The organism is Sorangium sp. So ce693, from assembly GCF_051521375.1.
Taxonomy (GTDB): Bacteria; Myxococcota_A; Polyangia; order Polyangiales; family Polyangiaceae; genus Sorangium; species Sorangium atrum.
Map to the genome: position 1 here is coordinate 2,185,114 of NZ_CP150347.1, position 23,285 is coordinate 2,208,398.

General features: G+C 70.4%; 11 protein-coding genes. 2 read left to right on the top strand and 9 right to left on the bottom strand.

From position 1 onward, the window contains the following. Positions 1-60: 60 nt before the first annotated feature. From WMF14_RS08350 to WMF14_RS08375, 6 genes are all read right to left on the bottom strand, one after another. Entirely contained in the window at positions 61-2,535 is a 2,475-nt protein-coding gene (locus tag WMF14_RS08350) for a cellulose binding domain-containing protein (protein WP_437799860.1), read from the bottom strand. A 236-nt stretch (positions 2,536-2,771) separates the two neighbouring features. Next, entirely contained in the window at positions 2,772-3,491 is a 720-nt protein-coding gene (locus WMF14_RS08355) for a YciI family protein (RefSeq protein WP_437799862.1), read from the bottom strand. Positions 3,492-3,831: 340 nt separating this feature from the next. Then, positions 3,832-4,056: a DUF2188 domain-containing protein gene (locus WMF14_RS08360; protein ID WP_437328235.1), complete on the bottom strand. Its 225-nt coding sequence runs from the start codon at positions 4,054-4,056 to the stop codon at positions 3,832-3,834. Positions 4,057-4,126: 70 nt separating this feature from the next. Continuing rightward, complete coding sequence (locus WMF14_RS08365) at positions 4,127-4,717, bottom strand: GTP-binding protein (protein ID WP_437328236.1); 591 nt, start codon at positions 4,715-4,717, stop codon at positions 4,127-4,129. A 361-nt stretch (positions 4,718-5,078) separates the two neighbouring features. Then, positions 5,079-6,326, bottom strand: a complete 1,248-nt coding sequence (locus tag WMF14_RS08370; protein WP_437799864.1) for a hypothetical protein — start codon at positions 6,324-6,326, stop codon at positions 5,079-5,081. A 194-nt stretch (positions 6,327-6,520) separates the two neighbouring features. Further along, positions 6,521-12,487: a PAS domain-containing protein gene (locus WMF14_RS08375; protein ID WP_437799866.1), complete on the bottom strand. Its 5,967-nt coding sequence runs from the start codon at positions 12,485-12,487 to the stop codon at positions 6,521-6,523. Between the two features lie 828 nt (positions 12,488-13,315). On the opposite strand from WMF14_RS08375, the gene WMF14_RS08380 reads away from it, so the two are divergent. Beyond that, complete coding sequence (locus WMF14_RS08380) at positions 13,316-14,593, top strand: serine hydrolase domain-containing protein (protein WP_437799868.1); 1,278 nt, start codon at positions 13,316-13,318, stop codon at positions 14,591-14,593. Positions 14,594-14,629: 36 nt separating this feature from the next. On the opposite strand, the gene WMF14_RS08385 is transcribed toward WMF14_RS08380, so the two are convergent. Further along, positions 14,630-15,571 (bottom strand): cation:proton antiporter, encoded by a 942-nt coding sequence (locus tag WMF14_RS08385; RefSeq protein WP_437799870.1) that lies wholly within the window; start codon positions 15,569-15,571, stop codon positions 14,630-14,632. Between the two features lie 213 nt (positions 15,572-15,784). Beyond that, positions 15,785-19,258, bottom strand: a complete 3,474-nt coding sequence (locus tag WMF14_RS08390; RefSeq protein ID WP_437799872.1) for a hypothetical protein — start codon at positions 19,256-19,258, stop codon at positions 15,785-15,787. Positions 19,259-19,805: 547 nt separating this feature from the next. Here WMF14_RS08390 and WMF14_RS08395 point away from each other — a divergent pair. Beyond that, positions 19,806-21,347: an amidase gene (locus WMF14_RS08395; protein ID WP_437799874.1), complete on the top strand. Its 1,542-nt coding sequence runs from the start codon at positions 19,806-19,808 to the stop codon at positions 21,345-21,347. Positions 21,348-21,474: 127 nt separating this feature from the next. Here WMF14_RS08395 and WMF14_RS08400 read toward each other — a convergent pair whose 3' ends face one another. After that, positions 21,475-23,274, bottom strand: coding sequence for a glycoside hydrolase family 44 protein (locus WMF14_RS08400; protein WP_437799876.1), 1,800 nt, complete (start codon positions 23,272-23,274; stop codon positions 21,475-21,477). Positions 23,275-23,285: the final 11 nt, after the last annotated feature.

Consider the following 23,285-nt stretch of genomic DNA (forward strand, 5'->3'; position numbering starts at 1 on the left):
TTCAAACCTTTTTTTGCTACAAATGCCAATAGGACGAGGGGATTGGTCAGGGCGTCGACGTCACCTCACGTGGATGTCCGGCCTGGGGGGCGCCGCCATTCCGCCGCCGATGTGGAAGCTCGGGTGGGGCGGCTGGTTGTAGGCGGTCTGCTCCGAGCTGACCTGCATGCGGTACTGGGGATCGTGCATCAACGTGTAGAGCCGGCGGGTCGTCACGTTCGTCGTTGTATACAGCCGCAGCGCCGAGTTGTCGGACTCGCGCCACACGATCTCCTCCCGCCAGTCGCCGAGCAGGTCGGCCGTGAGGGCCGGCGTCGACTTCGTGCCGTTGTTCGATGCGCACTGGCTGCAGCTGAGCAGCGAGCCGCCGCCGTACTTGGTGATCGACGTGTTGTTCTGCAGCTCGCGCAGCTCGTCCGCGTCCCACCAGATCAGGAAGTTGACCGACGCCGGCTGGCTCCCGACGTTCGACCCGCTGGTCGCGGACAGGAGCCCTCCCGTGGAGTTGGTCCACATCTCCGCGCCGGCGTTGCTCGCGAGCACGTCGCCCGCCACCCCGCGCCCGGTGTCGGCCCCCGTGACGGGGCCCTGCTTGAGGATCGCGCAGGTGTTCGCGTCGTGGAGGTCGTAGGTCGGCTTGGTGCCGTCCTCGTGCGGCATGAACACCTCGAGCCCAGGCCGTGAGAGGACGAAGTCGCTGACGTGCAGCGCGTCGCCGTGCCCGAGCGCCGTCGAGCACTTCCGGGTGCCGTTGCTGTCGATCGTGGAGGCCCCGTAGATCACCTCCTGCGCCCCGTCGGCGTCGACGTCGGCCACGACCATGGAGTGGGCGCCCTGGCCCGTGTAGGCGGTGTTCGCGTTGCTGTCGGCCTTCCAGATCTGGGTGAGCTTGCCGCCGCGGAAGCTCCAGGCGGTCACGGTGGCTCGCGTGTAGTAGCCGCGGGCCATCAGGATCGCCGGCCTGCCGCTCGCGTCCTGGCCTGTCCCGAGATCGCTCACGAACGCCGCGCTCGCGAGGAAGCGATCGACGCGGTTGCCGTACGAGTCCCCCCACGAGGAGACCGTCCCGCGGGCCACGTCGAACGCGACGGTCGCGAGCTCCGCGCCGCTCGCGCCGCTGAACACCGTCAGGTACTCGGGGCCGGTGAGCACGTAGCCCGCGGCGTTCCTGTAGTCCGCCGCGTCGTCGTCGGAGGCCGCGGGACCTCGGCTGAGGTAGGCGCCCGCGCCGTCGCGCGTGCCGGGGGCGGTCTTCACCGCGATCTCCGCGTTGCCGTCTCCGTCGAAGTCGTACACGACGAACTGCGTGTAGTGCGCGCCCGCCCGGATGTTCCTCCCGAGGTCGATGCGGAAGAGGCGCCGCCCGTCGAGCTTGTAGGCGTCGAGGTGAACAGGCCCCGTGCAGCCAGCCTGGGAGTTGTCCTTGGCGTTCGACGGATCCCACTTGAGGATGATCTCGTACTGCCCATCGCCGTCGACGTCTCCGACGCTCGCGTCGTTCGCGGAGTACGAGTAGCTCTCGCCGGCGTTATCGCACTTCGATGGCGTCGTTCCGCCCGCGGGCGCCGTGAGAGGGATCCGGAGGTAGTTCTGGCCCCACGTGGCGGCGGCGGGGGAGGCGGCCTGTGCGACGCCGCCGACCACTGCCCGGATCGTGTAGGTCGACGCGCTGGCGCCGGCGGCATCGAGGTAGTTGGTGCTGTTCGTGACGTTCGCGATGCGCGTCCCGTTCCGGTACACATCGTACGAGATCGCGCTCGGGTTCGCCGCGTCGTACTCGTAACCGAACATCCTCCATCCGACGTAGACGCCGTTCGAGACCTTGACGGCGACCACGCCGCGATCGAGGTCCTCCATCTGGTAATGCCCGGTCGGCGCGGCGCCGCCGGAGCCGCCTGCGCCGCCGGAGCCGCCTGCGCCGCCGGAGCCGCCTGCGCCGCCGGAACCGCCTGCGCCGCCGGAGCCGCCGCTGCCGGTGCTAGCGCTGCTGCTGCTGGCGCTGCTGCTGCTGGCGCTGCTGCTGCTGGCGCTGCTGCTGCTGGCGCTGCTGCTGCTGGCGCTGCTGCTGCTGCTGCTGCTGCTGGCGCTGCTGCTGCTGCCGGACCCGCCCGCCGTCACGCTGGCGAGCGCTGGGCGCTGGGCAGGGCCGCTCGCGTTGGCGCAGAACCCGAAGCTCGTCGATGCGCCCGGCGCCAGGGTCGCGTTGTGCGCCGCGGGCGTGGCGACCAGCTGCGACCCGCTCACGCTCGTGGTGGCGCTCCACGCGTTCACGAGCGTGGAGCCGTTCATGTTCGTGGTGATCCGCCAGGTCGTCGTCGTCGCGGTTCCGGTGTTCCGGATGGCGACGTCGGCGCAGTACCCGGTCCCCCAGTCCGACGCGACCGTCAGCGTGGCGGTCAGCCCGTCGCCGGTCAGCGGCTGATCCCAGCCTTCCTGTTGCTCGATCTCCCCTTCCGGCCCGTAGGCGTCCTCCACGACGCACGCTCCGAGGAGCACGAGGGCGGCGGCGGTCGCCGCCGACAAGCAAGTTCGCATGGAAAGTTCCTTTCAGAGCACGCGGAGCGCGAGGCGATCCGCGAAAGGTCCTCGGCCTCCGGCGCCGGCGGCCCTGCGGCCAGTGGCGCTCGGAGACCGAGGATCAATGAATGACCTCCATGGTTGCCCGAGCAGCTCGGACCCAATCACGAAAGCGACGAGCGCCGTGTATTTCGCGGTGGATCGGAGTTTTTGAGCCGCATCAGAACGACGCCGCTCTCAGCATCCGACCTACGTCAGGACAGCGCGCGGATATCCATCGTGATGTCGCCCATGACGTCCGCGTAGCGGAGCGCGATGTCCTTGGCGTCGTCAAGAGACGGCACATCGACGATGACGTACCCGCCGATCAGCTCCTTGGCTTCGGCGAACGGCCCGTCGGTCACCTTGTGCTTGCCGCCGGTCGACACGATACGAGCGCCCTTCGCGCTCGGCTGCATTCCCTCGGTCGCGAGCAGCACGCCGGCCCGGGTCATCTCCTCGATGAGGCGACCCATCGCCGCCATCAGCTCCGGCGCGGGCGGCGCGTCGCCTCCCGCCTCGTCGTGACAGTGGACCGCCATGTACCGCGTCGTCGTGAGCCCCTCGGGCTTCGGCGCCACGCCGAGATCCCACATCTCCGTCACAGGCCGGATGTCGATGTCGACGTCGCCGATCAGGGCTGCGAACCGCGACACCCAGTCGATCGCCTCGTCGAGCGACGTCACGCGCAGGGTCGCGAAGCCGGCGGGGACCGCCTTCGCGCCGCCGAAGGGCCCTCGGGTGATGGTGCGCCGGCCGCCGGTGAACTGGAGGCGAACGCCCTCGGAGCTGGGGCGGAGCCCTTCGCCGTCGCGCAGCACCCCCGTCTTCACCAGGTCCCCCATCATCTGCCCCACACGCTCGATGAACTCGGGGCTCGGCATCGCGCCGGCCTCGGTTTGTGCGTCGGTCCTGTGCATGATCATGAAACGCATGTCCACATTCTCCTTGGTATAGGCCGACAGGGAGCTTACGAGCTGCCGTCGTCCAGCTCGACGCTCTTCTCGATGTCTCCCGGAGCGGTGGCCCTCACGCGCCGGCGTGCTCGCTGCAGCCCTGCTCGTTCGTGCCCTCGCTCCGGTCATGACGCTGTCTGCTTGTACACTCTCTCCACGGGGTCGTTACCGGGGAAGCCCGGCGCTCAGCAGGGCGACGAACGGAAGCGCGCCGGATCGACACGGGGGAGCTTTTTTTTTCGCGCCGCCGCGGGACGCGCCCGGGCGCGCCGGCCGTACCCTCACGGGCCGCGCGCCTCCGCGGCGGCGCTGGCCGCGGTCACGCCGCCAGTCGATGCTCGATCTCGATCGGCGTGAGCGGCGGTGGCAGCTCGTCGATGACGACCGCGCTGCCCGGGTGCCGGCGGACGAGCTCCTCCGTGGACTCGATCGCTTCCTGCACCGTGCCGTACGGGAGCGAGCGGGTGACGTAGCCCTCGGCCGCGACCACCCAGCCCCAGCCGTCGGGGTCCGGCATGACGTGGTATGTGAGCCTCTGTGTCATGGTGTGTCCTCCCTCCGGGAGGGTGAGCTCGGCGCGCGCGAGCAGCAAGAGATCGGCGCTCGCGAAGGCCCTACCGCTGGCGGCGCTGCACCTCCTTGAGGGCGAGCTTCGAGATCGCCCTCAGGGTGTCGAACACGCCGCGGCCGCTCGCCGCCGCGGCCTCGAACTCGGGCGCCCCGTCCGGGTTGAGGAGCTCCCGGAGCTCCGCGACATCGGCGATCCCGTCGAGATCCCGCTTGTTGTACTGGACGACGAACGGCAGCCGGCCGGGCGAGCGGCCCTCCTCGGCGAGGTTGTCCCAGAGGTCCGCCATCGACTCGATGTTCGCGTCGAGCCGGGCGCGCTGCGAGTCCGCCACGAACACGACGCCATCCAGCCCCTTCAGGATGAGCTTCCGGCTCGCCCTGTAGAAGATCTGGCCCGGCACCGTGTAGAGCTGAAGGCGCGTCCGGAAGCCCGACAGGCCCCCGAGATCGAGCGGCAGGAAATCGAAGAACAGCGTGCGATCGCTCTCGGTCTTGAGCGAGATGAGCCGCCCCTTGGCGGCCGGCACCGTCCGGTCGTACACGTACTGAAGGTTCGTCGTCTTGCCGCAGAGACCGGGCCCGTAATAGACGATCTTGCAGTAGATCTCCCGGCTCGCATAGTTGATGAACGCCATCGGCGTGCTCCTCCAGAGTCGACGTTCGAGGGGAGGCAAGGCCGGCCCCCGCATTGAAAAAGAAGGCGACCGTCGTTCATCGCATTGGAAGCGATGGCGACTGTCGTGAAGCGCATTGGAAACGAAGGCGATCAACGGCCGCCGCGCTCGAGGCGGCGGCCGTCGTCGACTCCTGCGCTGGGAGGGGAGGCGGCGGCCGCTCTCCCCACGATTCCATGCGCCGCGCCGGGGGCGCCCCGGCTCGCCCACGGCGCGCCGCGCGGCGCGCCCCGCTCGCTGCTCCCCGCGCTACGTCACGCGCGGCCGGCGGCGAGCGGGCGCGCCGCTGCTGCCGCCGCGAGCGGCGCCGCGCCGGCGGCGATCACGAAGACGCGTCGGCGATCGCGTGGAGGGCGGCCACGAAGCCCTCCAGGGAGGCGTCGCGCGCGTCGCTGTGCTTCACCAGCCGCTCGTTCACGGCGATGAGCTCCACCACGTCCGGGCTCGCGCCCGGGACCCGCCGGAGCTCGTGCACAGCGCGGCTCACCCGCGACGGCGGGTCGAGGCACGCGAGCGCCGACAGCGCCGCCGTCGCGCCCGCCTCGCGGCCCGCCGCGAGCGCCTCCCGCGCCATCCCGAGCAGCACCAGCGCGAAGGCGACCTGGATCGCCTCCAGGAAGCCGCGGGAGACCTCCTTGCCGCCCTGGCTGGCCTCGCTCCACGCGAGCGTCACGAGCTCGCCTATCTCCGAGAAGGCGCGCCTCGACATCAGCGTGGAGAGCGTCTCCAGGCCGTGTTTGTCCCACGCCGCCCGCGTCGTCAGCTGGCGCGCGAGCCAGGAGAGCGCGGCATACGCGTCGTCCCCCGCCCGGATCGCGCCGAGCGCGATGTCCATCAGCGCGGCCCGCCCCACGCCGTGCGCCTCGAGCCAGCCGAGCAGGTTCGCCCGCTCCGCGCCCCGCGGCGTCCGGCGCGCCTTCTCGAGGATCGCGTCCCGGAGCACCGGGGGAAAATGGAGGATATCGACGCTCCAGTCCTCGTTCGAGCCGCGCGCGCGCTCCATCGCCAGCGCGGCCAGCGCGTCGTCGTCGAGCGAGAGCGCCCCGGCCCGCCTCGCAGCGAGGATCTTCGGGACCGGCAGATCGCGCAGCGCGGGGCGCTCCCCGTTCAGGCCGTCGAGCTCGTCCCCGTCGAGCAGCGGCGGCAGCTCCTTGTGGACCTTGGGCGCGAGGATGAACTCCGAGGGCCACTGGACAGGCTCGCGCCGGCAACGCTCGAGCACGCGCTCGTAGATCCCCGCCGGGACCTTGCCGCGCACGAGATCCGAGAGCTCGATCCACTCCTCCTCGTCGAGCACGAGGCGCGGCACGCCCAGCACCTCATGCTGGAAGTGCGCGGGATCCTGGATCGCGAGCCGCGCGAGCTGCCGGATCACCGGCCCGCTGAACCCGCTCTCGCAGCGCGCTCTCCAGCGCAGGAGATCGGATGTCCCGAGCTCGTCGATGTGCTCGGACAGGAAGGCATGATCGTCTGGCTCCAGCGACGGCTGACGGAGCACATGAAAGAACGCGACGGGACGGGCACGGCCCCGGTGCGCGCGCACCAGGGCCTCGATCTCCGCCTTTCGCATGGCGCGACCTCATCACCCGAGACCCCATGTGGGGTCAGGGACGCTCTCAGGTCCATCGTCGCCAGGCGCTAGCGCGGCCCGTCATGACTCGTCGGTCGGTGGAATGACGGATCCTGTTCCTGACCGGTGTGCCCAGGGTAGCGCCAGCGCGCCCGCTGTCAACGCCCTCGTCGCTACTCAACTACTCAACTGCTCTAGCGCCGCCGCCGCCGCCGCCGCGGCTCCCGGCCGTTCGAGGGTGGCTTGACGTCGCGCGAGAGCGGCAGCTCGACGGAGAAGGTCGAGCCCTCGCCGATCTCGCTCGCCACGCTCACCCGCCCTCCGTGCGCCTCGACGATGGTGCGCGTGATGTAGAGGCCCAGCCCGAGCCCGCCGTAATGACGCGACGAGACGCCCCGGCGATACCGCTCGAAGACCTGCTCTCGCACGTCGGCGGCGATGCCGATGCCATGATCGGTCACCGAGAGACGGGCGATCTCTCCGTCCGACGCGATGGTGAGCTCGAGCGGCTTGCCCCCGCCGAACTTGATCGCGTTGCTCAGCAGGTTGGTCACGACCTGCTCGATGCGCTGCGCGTCCCAGCGGCCGACGACCGGCCCGGCGGCGCGCACGTCGAGCGCGCAGCCTGCCCGCGCGAGCTGGTCGTCCAGGTACGTGGCGACCTCTCCCACGATCGCGCGGAGATCGATCTCGATCGGGTCGAGCTCCAGGCGCCCCGCCTGGATGCGGGAGACGTCGAGGAGCATGTCGACGAGGGCGACGAGGCGCTTGATCTGCCGCTGCGAGAGATCGACCGACGCGCGCGCCCGCTCGATGCCCTCCGCGCCTCGCGAGAGCTTCTTCTCCATCGAATGGACGGCGAGCTGCAGGCTGGTCAGCGGCGTCCGGAGCTCGTGCGAGGCGACGGAGAGGAACTCGTCCCGCGCGCGGACGGCCTCCTCCGCGCGGGCGCGCGCCCGCTGCTCGTCCGCGAGCAGGCGGTCCCGCTGCTGCTCGGCCTGCACGCGCGTGGTGACGTCGCGGAAGCTCCAGACCCGTCCGACGATGCGCCCGCTCACGCGCTGAGGCTGGGAGCAGCGCTCGAAGACCCTGCCGTCGTCGAACGTCAGGGTGTCGACGCCGCTCGCCTCGCGAGGATCGTCGACGCTCCTCGTCGTCCTCGTCATCTTCGCCGTCTTCGCTGTCTTCGCCGTCTTCGCTGTCCTTGCTGTCTTTGTTTCTTGCAGGAGCTGCTCCGAGTCCGCGAGCTGATCGACGCAGAGCGCCAGGCGGTCGTCCTGCGAGAGGAGCACATGCTCGGGGATCCCCCACATCTCCCTGAACCTTCGGTTGTGCCGCACGGGGCGGCCCGCGTCGTCGACGACGAGGATGCCGTCCGCCGTCGAGTCGAGCGTGGCCTCGAGCAGCGCGTGCGAGTGGCGCAGCATCTCCTCGGCGCGCTTGCGCTCGGTGACGTCCGTCGAGATCCCGCACACCGCATACGACGTCCCGTCCGGATGGCGCAGCGGGAACTTGAGGGAGAGGAACACGTGCATGCCGTCGGGCGCCGAGACGAACTCGTCCCTCTCGATGGGGTTGTCCTCCCGCAGCGCGGCGAGATCGTTGGCGCGCACCGCGTCGGCGATCTCGGTCGGGAACAGCTCGTGGTCGGTCTTGCCGAGGATGTCCTCGCGGCTCACGTGCACGACGTCCTCGTAACGGCGGTTGATGAGCAGGTACCGCCCGTCCGGGGCCTTGACGAACACGACGGCGGGCGTGTTGTCGAGGATGGTCTGCAGGAGCGAGCTGCTGTCGTGCAAGGACGCCTCCGCGCGCCGGCGCTGCGCGTTCTCCAGCTGGAGCTCGCCGTAGAGCCGCGCGTTCTCGAGCGAGATGGCCGCCTGCGACGCGAGGACATCGAGGACGCCCAGCTCCGCCGTGGAGAAGGCGCCCGGGACCAGGTCGTTCTCCAGGTAGAGCAGGCCCACCGCCTCGTCCTGGCGCACGATGGGCACGCCGAGGGCCGAGCGCCGACGGCGCAGCGCATCGCCGAAATAGGGATCCATCGCGAAGCGGTGCGGCGCAGCCGCGTCGTCGATCGCGATGGGCTTGCGGGCGCGGACGACGGCCCTGCAGAGCGACAGGGGCACCTGCGACGGCGTCGCGACGCGGCCGGCGGGGCCGAAGGCGCGCTCGCCGTCGCCGCTCGCCTCCGCCAGGACGAGGCCCTCCGGCGACGAGAGGAGCAGGCAGCCGCGCTGCGCGCCCACGTGCTCCATGGCCACGCGCAGGAGCCGCGCGTGCAGCTGGGGCAGGACCAGCGCGCTCGAGATCTCCTGGGAGGCCTTCAGAATGCCGAGCATATCCAGGTACTTGACGTCGCCACACCCGGACGCGGGCCGCCTCGCGAGCTCGGGGTGCCGCTGGAGCAGGGCGCAGACCTTCGCCCGCGCGCCCCAGGCCTCGTAGCTGTCGCGGGCGCGCGCGAGGTAGGCGCTCGCCGCCGTGTCGAGCCCCCGCTGCTCGTAGAAGCGCGCGCAGAGCTCGCTGGCGAGCCCCTCGACCTCGAGGAACCCGCCGACGCGGGCGTCCTTGAGGGCCTGCTCATACGCGCGCTCCGCGGCGAGCTCATCGCCCGAGAGGCGCGCGAGTTCGGCCGAGACCAGGGCTGCCTGGTGTGCGAAGTTCGCCGGGGAGACCTCCGCCAGCGCCGTCAGGTGGGCGAGGTGCGCGCGCACGGCCTCGAGGCAGGCGGGCGGGGGCGCGCGAGCGTGGCCGGCAGAGCGCGCGACCGCCGCGTAGAAGTGAAGCTGGGCGGCCCCGAGGAAGCCGCGCGCGGCCTGCAGCAATGCGCCCGCGCGCTCCGCCGCCTCGACGGCCCCGCCCGGATCGCCGAGGTGCAGGCGCGCCTGCAGCTCGAGGAGGTGGCCATGGAAGCCCCTGACCGGCGACCTCTGCGCGAGCTCCTCGACGGCGCAGTCCGCAGGGCGATCGGGCGCGGAGGGGTCGCGCAGCCGCGCGATCAGGCGCAGCTGGGCGCGGAAGACCTCCTGGTCGAGCCAGCCGCTCGTCCGCTCGGCGAACGCGAGGCGCCGGGTCGCCTCGTCGGCGACGTCGTCGAGGGAGTCGCCGACGAACAGCCGGAGCGCGACGAGCTGATGGCCGAAGTAGCACGCGAAAGGGTAGTTGCCGGCGGAGATCGCCGCGTCCAGCTCGCGCTGCATGAGCTCCAGACAGCGTCGGACCGGCATCTTCAGGTAGCCGAGCAAGACGATGAACGTGAAGCTCGCCCTGGGCCTGTACGGCGAGTGCTCCTCGCGCTGGGCGAGCCGATAGCCCGCCTCGCCGAAGGCGAACGCGTCCGCGGGGCGCCCGCGCCGCTCGGCGAGGACGAGCCCGAAGGTCGCGTAGGCGGCCGCGGAGCTGCTCGTGTTCCCGTGCGTCAGCGAGAGCTCCACGGCGACGCTGGCGGCGGCCGCCATGACGTCCCAGCTCGCGTGGTAAGCAGGCTGGTAGAGCGTGGCGGCGAGATCGCAGACGGCCCGGGTGCGCGGGTCGGTCATGGGCGGCAGGTCCGGGAGGGCGGAGATGGCGAGGGCGCGGCCCTCGAGGCGACCCAGGGCCGCTGCGACGGCGGCGTCCACCGCGGCGGCCTCCGGGTGGCGCGGCAGGGGGAGCCCGCAGTGGCCGAAGCCTGCGACGCAGCTCTCGACGGCGGCGTCCATCGCGCCTTGCGCGACCTGGATCTCGGCGAGCAGGGCGTACACGGTCGCGGCCGCGCACCGCCCGGAGGCGCGCTCGCACAGCGACGCGCAGATGCGCTCCGCGGCCGCGAGCTCGCCGGTCGCGAACCGGCACTGGGCCAGCGCGAAGTCGAGCTCGAACGCGAGCTCGGCGCGCGCCCCCCCGAGCAGCTCGGCGCCCTGCAGGAAGAACCCGATGGCCGCGGCGTGGTGGGTCGCGGCCTGGGCCTTCCGGCCCGCGCGCAGGTCGAGCTCGGCGGCCCGCGCCCGCTCCTCCGGCGACGTGATCCGAGACGCGCCGCGGGTGATCTGGCGGACGATCTCGAACAGCTGGGCCTCGATGCGGTCGGGCGGGAGGCCGTCGAGCAGGGCGCGCGCGGCGGCGAGGTGCGCCTCGGGCCGCTGCTCGGCGGGGGTGAGCTCGTAGGCGACCTGATGGATGCGGTCGTGCAGGAAGCGGATCTCGCGGTCGATCCGCACGATGAGCCGCAGCGCGAAGGCCGCTTGCAGGCGCTCGATGACGGCGTCTTCCGGGCAGCCGAGGAGGAGCGCCAGGGTCGCCAGATCCGCGGCGTCGCCGAACACGGCGAACCGCCGCAGCGCGTCCTGCGTGCCCGCATCGAGGCTGCGGAGGTTCGCGGCGATGATCTCGGCGACGTCGTCCGAGCACCTCTTTGCCCGGATCTTCTCGAGATCCCACCGGAACGCTCGGGCGGTGGTCGAGAAGCGGATCAGCCCTTCCTGGTAGAGCGTGCCCGCGAGCTGCGCGACGAACAGCGGATTTCCCCCTGTCTTCTCGTGGAGGCTCACCGCGAGCGGGGCGACCTCCTCCCGGGGGGCGCGCAGCGAGTCGGCCACCCACGAAGTCACGGCGTCGGCGGACAGCGGGGCGATCGCGATCTCGGTCACGGCGACGTCCTGCTCGCGGAGCCGGCGGATCATCCGGCGCACCGCGTGGGAATCGGAGACCTCGTTGCTCCGGTACGCGCCGAGGATCAGCGTGTCGCGGACGCCGGGGTCGGTCGCCCAGCGCTCGACGACCTTCAGCGTATCGGCGTCTGTCCACTGGAGATCGTCGAGGAAGACGATGAGCGGCTTCCCCGGCCGCGCGAGCGCGCCGAGGAGCTGGCCGAGCGCCAGCAGGAACCGGGCCTCGGCCTCGGGGGGCGAAATCTCGGGCGGCGGGCTCTGCTGGCCGAGGATCCGGGCGAGCGCCGGGAGCATGCCGGCCAGCAGCGACGCGTTCGCGCCCAGCGCCCCCGCGAGGCCGCGCTGCAGCTCCGCGCGCGACGCCTCGCCCTCTTCGAGGGCCTGGACGAGCGCGCCGTCCAGCGCCGCGAGGAGCGCCTCACACGGGGCATGGCGCGGGGCCGCCTCGCACCTGCCGCCCGTGAAGCGCGCCGCGGGCGCGCGGACGGACTCGCCCAGGCGATGGACCAGGCGCGTCTTGCCCACGCCCGGGAGGCCGGAGATCAGGACCAGCTCCGTCCGGCCATCGCTCCCGACCCGCGCCACCGCGCCCTCCAGCCGCGCGACCTCGCCGGCGCGGCCGTAGAGCCCGGGGGTCAGCCGCAGAGGCGGCGGCACGTCGGCGAGACCCGGCTGGAACGGCGCGATCCGCCCCTCCGTCCGGAGCGCCTCCCGGCACCGGACGAGATCGTGCTGGAGGCCGGCGGCGCTCTGGTACCTGTCCTCGGGGAGCTTCGCGAGCAGCTTCAGGACGAGCTCGGCGACGGTCGAGGGCAGCCCGGGCACGGACACGAGCGGCGACGGGGGGACCACCGCGGCGTGGCAGTAGAGCCATCCCAGCAGATCGTTCGCGGCGAACGGCAGCCGTCCGGTGAGGAGCTCGAACAGGATCACGCCGAGCGAGTAGAGGTCCGACCGATGATCGATCGCCACGCCGAGGCGCCCGCCCTGCTCGAGCGACAGGTACGGCCAGGTGCAGGGGGCTGGACGGGCGGATCGGGGGCTACACCGGCCCGGAGAGAGCGACCAGGGGCTGAACCCGGTCAGCTTGATGTCGTCGCCGGGCATGAGCATCACGCGGTGCGGGGTGAGGCCGAGGTGGACGATCTGCCGCCCGTGGATCGTCGCCAGCGCGTCGGCGATGGCGATGGAGAGCCTCAGGAACCGGCCGAGATCCATGGGCGTGCCCATGAGGCGGGCGAGCGGCGTCGCGCCGTCGTCCTGGATCACGAGCGCGGGCTGGCCATGGAACGTGCAGATCCGCACCGCCTCCATGGCCACGTCGCAGCCGACCAGCCGGGTCGCCTCCAGCTCGCGCCGCAGCACCTCGTACTCGGCCGTCGAGGGGTGAGCGGCCTTCAGGGCCTTGACGAGGACGCTCCGCCCCGCCGGCCCGCGCGCCCGGTAGAGCGCGAAATCCGGACCTTCGTCCAGCACGGCCTCCGCGAGGTATTCGGTCGCTGTCTGCATGGCTCTGGCGTGCTGGGCGTGACAACACGTCTCCGGGGCGCAGCTGCGCTCGAAAGCGCCTGCGCTACCGACCGGCAGGCAGGATCGGTACCAGAGGTGAGCGGTCGGCTCCGCGGCGGATCCAGGCATCCGGGCGACTCGACGCGCCGGCTGCAGCGTGACGGCCGGTCAGGGCGAGCCGCGTCGATCGCGGGGTCGTCGGACGCTGCCTGCCGAGCTCAGCATTGAGCGGAACGCCCACCGTATCGTCCGCTGGCGCGCAAGTGAGCGAGTGACGGGGAGGCGAGACGACGAGAGAGGCAGCGGGGGAGACGTCAGGCCACGAGCGCCCGCAACCCCGCCTCGCGGGCGCGTCGGGCGCCGCTGGTCTGAAGTCGATAGGACATGACAGCATGTCGGGGTCGGCCGGCGAAGGACGCCCGTGATCGGTGAGCTGGCCTCCAAACGAGCTCGCAACGGGGCGGAACGGGGCGGAACGGAGCGGAACGGAGCGGAACGGGGCGCAACGGGAACAGCGCGTTCATTCGTCCGCGGTCGTCCACGGTCGTCCAGGATGTCATCTGCTTGCGTCATCCCGCAATCGATTGCGCTTCCATTCCAGTCGTGCCAACTCCATTGGAGGGGACGCGCCGGACCTCTCAGCTGAAACCAGCGGCCAGGTGGAAGCTCTTTTTGGCGGTGCAGCTCGAAGGGGAGACGGCAGGTCACGCTGGCGTACATATTGCGAGCCTTCACGCCAGACGCCCACGCTGAATGCGCCTCCGGCCCTCCGGGGGGCAAACGCCGTGGAAGGATTCGTTCTGCATGAAAGCAAGGTTGGGAAGAGCCATGATCGATCAACGACGAGGGGTCAACCGCAGGACGTTCTTGCAAGGGATGACCCAGATCGCCTCGGTGGCCGCCGCGGCGCCCGCGCTCGGTTCGGACCCATGGAGAGGCGCCTGCTCGACCACGCTCACCACGGGGCGGCCCGAGGACGTGAACATGAGCTCGGAGCGGCTGGAGGACGTCTTCGCGCGGATCCAGCGCCGCGTGAACGACGCCCTGTTTCCCGGCGCCACGGCGCTGGTCGCCCGGCACGGGGTCATCGTGGGTCACAGGGCCTTCGGCAGCAAGGTCGCCGGCGCCGACGAGCCGGTGACGCTCGATACGATCTTCGACGTCCAATCGATGAGCAAGGTGCTCTCGACCGCGGCGACGGCCCTCGCGCTCGTGGAAGAGCGCGTGATACGGCTGGACGCGCCGGTCGCCAGGTACCTGCCGGAGTTCGCCGCCAACGGAAAGGGGGCTGTCACCGTCTACGACATGCTCCGTTATTCGTCCGGTCTGCCGCTGGACAACCAGTGCTTGGATGAGGACGTCGAGACGGCCTGGTGCATCATGGCCGAGACGCCGCTCGAATACGCGACGGGCAGATCGACGCTGTACAGCGATCTCACGTACCGCCTCCTCGGCCGCATGATCGAGGCCGCCGCGGGGGACGATCTCGACGCCATCGCGAGAGAGTGCATCTGGCGTCCTCTCGGCATGAGCGACACGATGTACAACCCGCCTCCGGAGCTCGTCGAGCGCGTCGCGGCCACGGGGTACTCCGCCCGCCGGGGCTGCCTCGTGCGGGGCCAGGTGCAGGACGAGCAGGACTTCGCGCTGGGCGGCGTCGCCGGCTGCGACGGCGTGTTCACCACGGCGCTCGACGTGGCCGTCTTCTGCCAGATGATCTTGAACGGCGGCGCCTACGGCAACGCCGAGGTCTTGCGGCCCGATCTGGTCCGGCAGATGAAGAAGAACAACACGCCCTACGTGACGGAGGCGGCGACCGACACGTCGCCCATCAACAACCTGCTCCTCGCCCCGAAGGGCCTCGGGTGGGAGCTGCGGACGCGGCGCTTCTCGAACGGCGGCATGCGCCTGTCGCCGCGCTCCTACGGAAAGGCGGGCGGCGCCGGCACGTTCATGTGGGTCGATCCCGATCTCGAGATCATCGGCGTCCTCCTGACCAACCACGGCCTGCCGCAGCCGTTCGACGAGCTCGGCTGGAACCGCATGCTCGACAACATCGGTTGCACCGAGTTCTTCGACGGCATCATCAACGCCGTGTACCGCTGAGCGCCGTCGCGGGCGAACGCCGCTTCTCCAGGTCGTTCAGGCGGCTTCCACGGGGAGCGGCTCCTCCGGCTCGACGGCGGCGGCGGCGAGCGTCCGGCGCAGCAATGGGCCGATGGTCAGGCCCTGCACCACGATGGAGACGACCACCACGACATAGGTGATGGTCAGCACCATCTCGCGCTCCGGAACGAGCGTGCCGTCCGCGAGCTTTCCGGGGATGGAGAGCGCGAGGGCCACCGAGACGCCGCCGCGCAGGCCGCCCCACGTGAGGATGCGGATCGCCCCCGGGGTGAAGACCCTGCGCCTCTTCATGAGGCTCACCGGCAGCGCGACCGCGATGAACCGCGCGAGCAGCACGACCGGAAACGCGAGGAGCCCTGCGAGCAGCGACTGGGCGTCGAAGGCGACGATCAAGAGCTCGAGGCCGATCAAGACGAACAGCACGGCGTTCAGGATCTCGTCCATCAGCTCCCAGAAGTCGTCCAGGTGCTCGCGGGTCTTCTCGCTCATGGCGCCGGCGCGCGCCTCGTTCCCGATGAAGAGCCCGGCCACCACCATGGCGATGGGGCCGGAGACATGGATCGCGTACGCCAGGGCATAGCCGCCCGCCGCGGTCGCCAGCGAGAGCAAGACCTCGACCTTGTAGTCGTCGACCTGCCGGAGCATGACGAGCGTCACGAAGCCGAGCGCGAGGCCGTACAGCACGCCGCCGATCGCCTCCTGGACGAACAGCAGCGAGAGCCGCTGCAGATCGAGGCCCGACGTCCCCGACGCGATCTCCAGGAGCCCGATGAACGCCACCACCGCCACGCCGTCGTTGAAGAGCGACTCTCCGGCTATCTTCATCGTCGTCATCGCGATCAGCATCAACCCGATCGTCGTCGGCAGCTTGAGGAGCCGATGGTTGAAGAAGCTGAAGATCGCAGCGAGCGAGAGCAGCGCTGCCGAGACTTGGAATGTGCCCTGTCGAGACGGCACGAACGACGCTACTCCCCGCTGCAGGCGGACCGAGCGACCGTCGCCCAAGTAGAAGGTAGGATGGAGACACACGAGCACGGAAAGCGCGCCGTGGGATTCGAGCGCGAGCGAGCCCTGAGCTACGACCGGCGACTGACCTCGCGGAGCGGGGGGAGCGAGGGAGTTCAAGCTCCCGCTCCGCGAGGCTGGCTTGCAGGCGGAGAGGCGAGGCCGTCAGGGATTGAACGTGGCGACGAAGATGTCGGTCGCCGCTGCGTAGGGGATCGGGCCGGTCCCGAAGTCGACCGGCGCGCGCGTGCTGCCGGTGATTGCAACCGTGCCATTCGGAGACACGGCGATGTCCTCCACGAGACGGTCGTGTGAATCGCTGCTGGGCGGGTCGAAGGCGACCGACCAGAGCTTGGTCCCGTCCTCGTCGAGCTTGGCGAGCCCCGAGGGCCCGGCGACGAACATTCCGCCGGCAGGATCGAGGGAGATCCTGTGGAAGGGAGCGCTGATGGTGTGGCTGGAGAGCACTTCTCCTGCTGCGTCGAGCTTGACCAGTACGGATCCCCCCACCGCGCCGCCGCCGAAGTCGACGGTGCCGTCCGTGAGGCCCGTCACGAGGACCTCGTCCGCCGCGTTGACCGCCACCGAATAGGCCGCCGCCAGGGGGTACGTCGCCATCGACGGAAACAGCTTTTCCCACAGCACGGCCCCCGCCGGGGCGAGCTTGGTGACGTTGAATGTCGGCCACGGGGGCAGGCCCGTATCGAAGCTCGGGGTCACCGCGAGCACGTTGCCAGCGCTGTCGAGCGCGATGCGTCCCGCTCCATTGACCAGTGTATAGTTGTACATCCCTTGCAGGTGGGCTGTCCAGAGGACGGCGGTACCTCCGGCGCCCACCTTCGCCAGTCGATAACCTTCATCGACGACATGGAGCACGTACACATCGCCGGCGCCGTCGACGGCAGCCTGCTGTACCATCCAGGGCCAGCCCGAGGTGCCGAGTCTGCCTGGGAAGCCGTTGCTCCAGATGTGATTGCCATCGGCGTCGAATGCGGCCACGAACAGCGTGCCCTCATCGAGAACGGGCGGGAGGGGACCCCCACCGAGATCCGGACCTGGCGTGAGAGTTTCACCGTCATAGACCCCGACGAGCACGATATTGCCGCTTCCGTCGACGGCCATGGTGGCGTTCGCGTCGTTGTATTCGGTCCCGAAGCGCTTGCTCCAGATCACCGAGCCTGCGGGATCGAGCTTGAGGAAGAAGACGTCCGACCCCCCTGCGCTGGTGACGGGGCCGGCGCCGAAGTCGACCGTTCCCCGGAAGCTACCCGAGACGTAGAAGTTGCCAGCGGCGTCGCTCACGATGGACAGCCCCAGGTCGTCGCCGGACCCCCCGTATCCCCGCGCCCAGGGCGGGAGCCGGGGGCAATCGGGCACGCCGTCGCAGCTCTCGTCCACCGGGGTGGCGCAGAGCTCTTCGGTGGGCGCCACCGCACCTGTGCAAGGGCCGTAACCCAGCCCGTCGGAGCGGCACGTTTGCGCACCTGTCACGCACGGCCCGACGCCGACGGTCCCTACGGGGCCAGTGTAGCAGGTGAGGATCGAGCCCGGCACGCACGTGCCTTCCGTGCTGCCACCGCCGCCCGCGCCGCCGCCGCCCTCGCCGCTGCCGCCCTCGCCGCCGCTGCCACCGCCGCCCGCGCCGCCGCCGCTGCCGGCGGTCTCGCAGTCCCACTCGCCGCCGTCGCAGGGCGGGCTGAACATGGCGACGAAGATGTCGCGACCCGCTGCGTAGGGGATCGGGCCGGCCCCGAAGTCCGCCGGCGCGAGCGCGCTCCCGGTGACGGCCACGCTGCCGTTCGGAGAGACAGCGATGTCCTTCGCGAGAGGATCGAAGTCGACCGACCAGGTCTCCGTCCCGCTCGCGTCGAGCCTGGCAAGGCCGTGCCCGGCGACGAACATGCCGCCTGAGGGATCGAGGGTGATCTCGTCGCCGAAGCGAACAGAACGGCTCATGAGAGGCTGGCCTCCGGCGTCCAGCTTCACGAGCGCGGCCCCACGGGCGAGCACGCCGCCGCCGAAATCGATGGTTCCGTCCGTGAAGGTCGTCACGAGGATCTCGTCCGCCGCGTTGACCACCACCGACGCGGCCAAGGGCACGGCGGATCTGTCGGTCGAGCTCGACGCGAATGATTGTTGCCACGACAGCGCACCGTAGTAGCTGAACTTGGCGACGATCAGCTCGAATGGAGGCAAGTCCGTACGGCCATAATGCACCTCCGCCGCCACGATCACGTTGCCTGCGCCATCGACCGCAAAGCCTGCTGCCCTGGTGTCAGGATAATCATAGGGATACACTTCGCCCCACCCGCGAAAGAAGCCGGCCGTGAAGCTCATGAAACCGATGATGCCGCCGCTGTCATAGAGGATGTACGCGTCGCCGTCGCCGTTGACAGCGACTTGTTTGAGCTCCCAGTTGCCCGCTTCGACCTCGAAGCCCGTGTTCTCGATGCGGTTGCCTTCGTGGTCGAACGTGGCCCCGATGACCGAAGGCTGTTCGCTCGACGGCAGGGGCCCGTCGCCGAAATCCGGACCTGGCGCCGAAGCGTGTCCGGGACCGCCGTTGTAGACTGCGGCGAGGACGATGTTCCCGCTCCCGTCGACGGTCATGGTGGCGTTCTCATCGTCGTACTCGGTTCCGAAGCGCTTGCTCCAGATCACCGAGCCGGAGGGATCGAGCTTGAGGAAGAAGATGTCGGAGCCCCCTGCGCTGGTGAGGGGGCCGGCGCCGAAGTCGACCGTCCCTTCAAAATCGCCCGCGACGTAGTAGTTGCCCGAGGCGTCGCTCACGATGGATAGACCCTCGTCGTCGCCGGGGCCGCCGTACCCTCGCGCCCACGGCGGGAGCCCCGGGCAATGGGGCTCGCCGTCGCAGTTCTCGTCCACCGGTGTGGCGCAGATCTCCTCGGCGGGCGTCACCGCCCCCGTACAGGGGCCGTAGCCCAGCCCGTCGGAGCGGCACGTCTGCGTCCCGGTGACGCACTGTCCAATGTGGGCGACCCCGACGGGGCCGGTATAGCAGGTGAGGACCGTGCCTGGCACGCACGTGCCTGGCGCGCTGCCGCCCGCGCCGCCACTGCCACTGCCGCTCGCGCCACCATTGCCGCCGGGCTCGACGCTGCCGCCGCTGCCGCCGCTGCCGCTGGGTCCGATGCCGCCGCCCTCGCCGCCGCTGCCGCCGCTGCCGCCGCTGCCGCTGGGTCCGATGCCGCCGCCCTCGCCGCCGCTGCCGCTCTCGCGACCACCACCGCCGACAGCACCGGCGCCGCCTTGATCACCGGTCGTGGAGCCGCCGCCCGCTTCGGCGCCGCCGCCCCCGCGCACCACGAGATCGCACGCCGTGGAGGCGAGGACCACCGCGATGGTCAACGCTGCCGAGACACCGCCGCCTGACCTGGATAATACTGAAACAAGCTGCTCAGGGTCTCTGATCATGCCGCCTTCGGTGCCCGGCATGACCAGGACATTCACGCTCCGCCACGAGCCCGACGAGAGGCAAGGTCCTCCGACGCGGCAGACGGCGGCCGTGAACATCACGATGAGGATCTGCTGGCCTCGCTGCGAGGTCAGGAAGATGTTGCTGCGGCAGGGGCCACCGGTGACCATCGCGAGCTCGACAGAGACGATGATGCCGGTCACAAGTGCCTTGAGCGACAGCTGCTCAGGCGACCGAAACCAGACCAGGAGACAGCCGAGCGACGCGCACAAAGCTGCGAGCTCGACGGAAGACGATGTGAGGATCCGGCGGTTCGATGGAGAGCATGGCCGGGTGGGTACCCGGGGGCAACATGACGCGGGGTTCCGTCACGGATCGTCGAAGACACGGTCGGCGCCGAAACCGCGCGCGCTGAGCGCCGTAGATGGACCAGGAGCTGCGGGGCGAAGTCGGCCCCTTCGATGCGTGGATCGACGATCGAGATCGTGTAGCCGTCGCACGAGGGGCGGGCGGATCGCATCAAGGTACGGTCGTCCGAGGTGGGCGTGGCGATCGCCGCATGAGACCCCGGGATCGCATCGTTTCCTCGTTCCACGCGGGACGGCTGTTGCCGACGCGCCACCAATTGCCGGTATCCTGCTGTGCAATAGCTCGCTTCCCGTAAAGGCATAGGCTGGACGTGACGAATGGCGGCGTGCGTTTCGCGAGCCGTGCGACACTGGCTCACGACGCTCCCGTGGGGAGGAGAATATGACCCAATCTGCAAACGTCGATGACCCGGGCGCTGCCGGGCACACAGGGGAGATCTCGCGCCGCTTCTTCCTGCGGGCGTTCGCCGGGAGCGTAGCGGCCCTGTCGGGCGCGTGCGATGGGATGACGCCTGTCGAGGAGCCTGCGGCGGAGGCGCTGTCGGAGCTCACGCGGGCGACCGGGGGGCAGCTGGCGGATCTCATCCGCCGGAAGCGGGTGTCGTCGCTCGAGGTCGTGGAGGCGCACCTGGCGCGCATCGCGCAGATCAATCCGCGGCTGAACGCCGTGGTGAAGCTCCGCGCCGACGAGGCGAGAGCGGAGGCGCGGGCGGCGGACAAGGCCCTGGCGAGAGGCAAGCCGCTCGGCCCGCTGCACGGCGTGCCGATGACGATCAAGGATTCCATCGATACCGCCGGCGTGGTGACGACCGGCGGGACGGCCGGGCGAACGAATTTCGTTCCGAAAGAGGACGCCACCGTGGTCCGGCGCCTCAAGGAAGCGGGCGCGATCCTGCTGGGCAAGAGCAATACGCCCGAGATGACGTGGTCGTACGAGACGAACAACGCGGTTTACGGGCGCACCAACAATCCGTATGGCCTCGACCTGTCGCCGGGCGGCTCCAGCGGGGGGGCGGGCGCCATCGTGGCCGCGGGCGGCTCGCCGTTCGACGTGGGCAGCGACACCGGCGGGAGCATCCGCGTGCCGTCGCATTTTTGCGGGATCGCCGGGCTCAAGCCGACCTCCGGCCGCATCCCGCGGACGGGCCATATCGTCCCGGCGGAGGGGCTGCTCCAATCGTTCACCGTGCTCGGGCCGATGGCCCGCTCGGTCGACGATCTCTGGCTGCTCTTTGGCATCCTGGCGGGGCCCGACTGGCGCGACGCGGCGCTGATCCCGGCGCCGCTCGGCGACCCGAAGCACGTGCAGTTCAGGGAGCTGCGGATCGCGATGCACACCGACAACGGGATCGCGGCGCCGGACGCGGCGGTGCGCCAGGCGGTGGTGGACGCGGCGGCGGCGCTGGAGGCGGGCGGCGCGCGGGTGGAGTCGAAGAAGCCCGACGCGCTGAGCGACGTGCTCACGATAGACGCAGATATCTTCCGGGCGGACGGCGGCGCCTGGTTGAGGCGGCTCCTGGATCTGGCCGGAACCACGGACCCCGGCGCCGAGGTGGAGGCCGCGCTCGCGAGCGAGCCGCTGTCGAGCGGGGAGCTGACCGCGGCAGTCGAGCGGCTGGACGCGTGGCGGGGGCGGATGCTCGGCTTCATGAAGGATGTCGACGCCATCGTCTGCCCGCCGTGTGTCCTCGAGGCGCTGCCCCACGATGCGTGGGTCGAGCACGGAGTCTACGCAGGATTCAGCTACTCGTTCGCTTACAACATGACAGGGTGGCCGGCGGTCGTCGTGCGCGCGGGCACCTCGTCGCGAGGAACGCCGGTCGGCGTCCAGATCATCGGCCGCCCCTTCCGCGAGGATGCCGTCCTCGCCCTGGCCGGCCACATCGAGCGGGAGCTCGGCGGCTACCGAGCGCCGGTGATCTGACGGGAACTCGGTCCGTTATGCCGTGTCGGTCCGGGGGGGGTCCGCGGGTCCCAGCCCAACCCGCGTCGGGTCTCCGCATTTCTCGACGGGGCTTGTCTGGACGACGCTCCGGACGAGGGGGACGCGACTATCGGGGGACCAGCACCGACACGCTGTGGGCCGGCATCGCGTAGGTGAAGGCGTTCGTGGCGCGCGGCGCAATCGGATCCGCACGCACGAGATCGGCCTTGGTGGATGTGAGTTGCCACGTGTCGATGGCCGTGTAGCTCTCGTAGGCGGCGAGGGTCACCGCGGCCGTGAGCGGGGCCGCGGTCTTGTTGATGGCGACGAGGACCATCCGGCTCGGATCGGCCTCGTCGATACTCGCGTACACGGTGGCCTTGGCGACGTCGCTCGTGTCGGCGCGGACGGACGTATCGCCGAAGCGCGCGCCCTGCCCGTCGTAGCTCGTGAAGGCGCGCACGCCGGCCCGGAGCATCGAGACCTCTTCGCCGGGATCCCAGATCGTCGCGAGGAACACGCCTTCGCGGCCGAAGACGCCGAGGGCGTCGGCCTGCGCGATCGCCCCGGAGATGTGGTTGCCGCCCCCGTAATTGTACTCGGTGATGCCGAGGGCGGTGCCCGGGTAATGGGCGTCGATGAGGCCCTGGAGCCAGGGGATGAGCTTGATCGGGCCGCGCACGACGTCCTTCGCGATCCAGCTGTCCTCGACGAAGGTCGGGTCCCAGAGCGAGCGCGGCGCCTGCACGCGGGCCTCGACCGACGCGGGGGAGGCGTCGGAGCCCGTGAGGCGCTCGCCGTTCGCGTAGATCTCCGTGTACCAGTGCAGGTCGAGCACGTCGACCAGGCGGCGCCCCTCGCTCGTCTCGGCGGCCTTCATGGCGTCGAGCCAGTACTCGATGAAGTTGCCGTCCGCGTCGGGAGCGTCCTGGAGGCTGACATAGCCCGAATACCCGTAGGAGACGAAGCCGGTGACGAGCGAATTGGGCGCGACGTCCTTGATCGCGGACGCGAACTCGATGTTCTTGTCGACGAGCTCGGCGTAGCGCACCGGCTCCGGGTGGATGCGCTCGTGGCTGTGATTCCAGAGGTCGGGCTCGTTATCGAGCGAGAACAGCACGCTCGCGACGTCGCCCTCGAAGGCGCCGGGGAAGGCCTGCTTCATCCAGGCGACGAACTCGTCCTGGTACACGGCGTTGTCGTTGAGATTGGGCGACGAGGAGAAGGGAGCGCCCTTGCGCGCGATCGTCGGGCGGAAGCGGGTCTCGAGGTAATTCCGGGTCTGGTTGACGTCGCCGCCGCCGTTCTTGTCCGCCGCGACATAGCCGCAGATGGGGATGGTCGCGATGAAGGCGGCGCCGTGCGCCAGCGCGCCCTCGGCGTGCATGCGCACCGCCTCCCCGGGGACATCGCCTTTCGGGCTGTTGTCGACGAGGTACGCGTCGTTCTGGTGCATGTAGTCCGAGCCGGCGTTGGAGGCGTTGTTCTCCCAGTTGTACGCGGTCATGCGGTTGCCGCCCATGCGCACGACGGTGGTGCCGCGCTGCTCGCCGTCCAGGTCTTCGGCCCAGTTGGCGCCGTAGATGAGCCGGCTGATGGGGCGCACGTCCCGATCGGCGCGCACGGTGAACGTGACATCACCCGGGCCGGGATCGCCGGGCTCGACGAGGTCCGCGGGAGGATGGCCGCCGGACCCGCCCTGACCGCTGCTGGCCGTGCCGGTGCCGCCGCCAGAAGCGCCGGCGCCGCTGCTGGTCGTGCCGGCGCCGCTGCTGGTCGTACCGGCGCCGCCGCCAGAAGCGCCGGCGCCGCCGCTGCCAGCAGAGGAGGTGTCGGCGTCGTCGCCGCAGCCGAGGAAGGCGGCAGATGCGAGGAGGACCAGCGTGACGTGCAAGAAGGGAGCGTGTCGAGAAAGCATGCGGTGCATGTACTCCATCG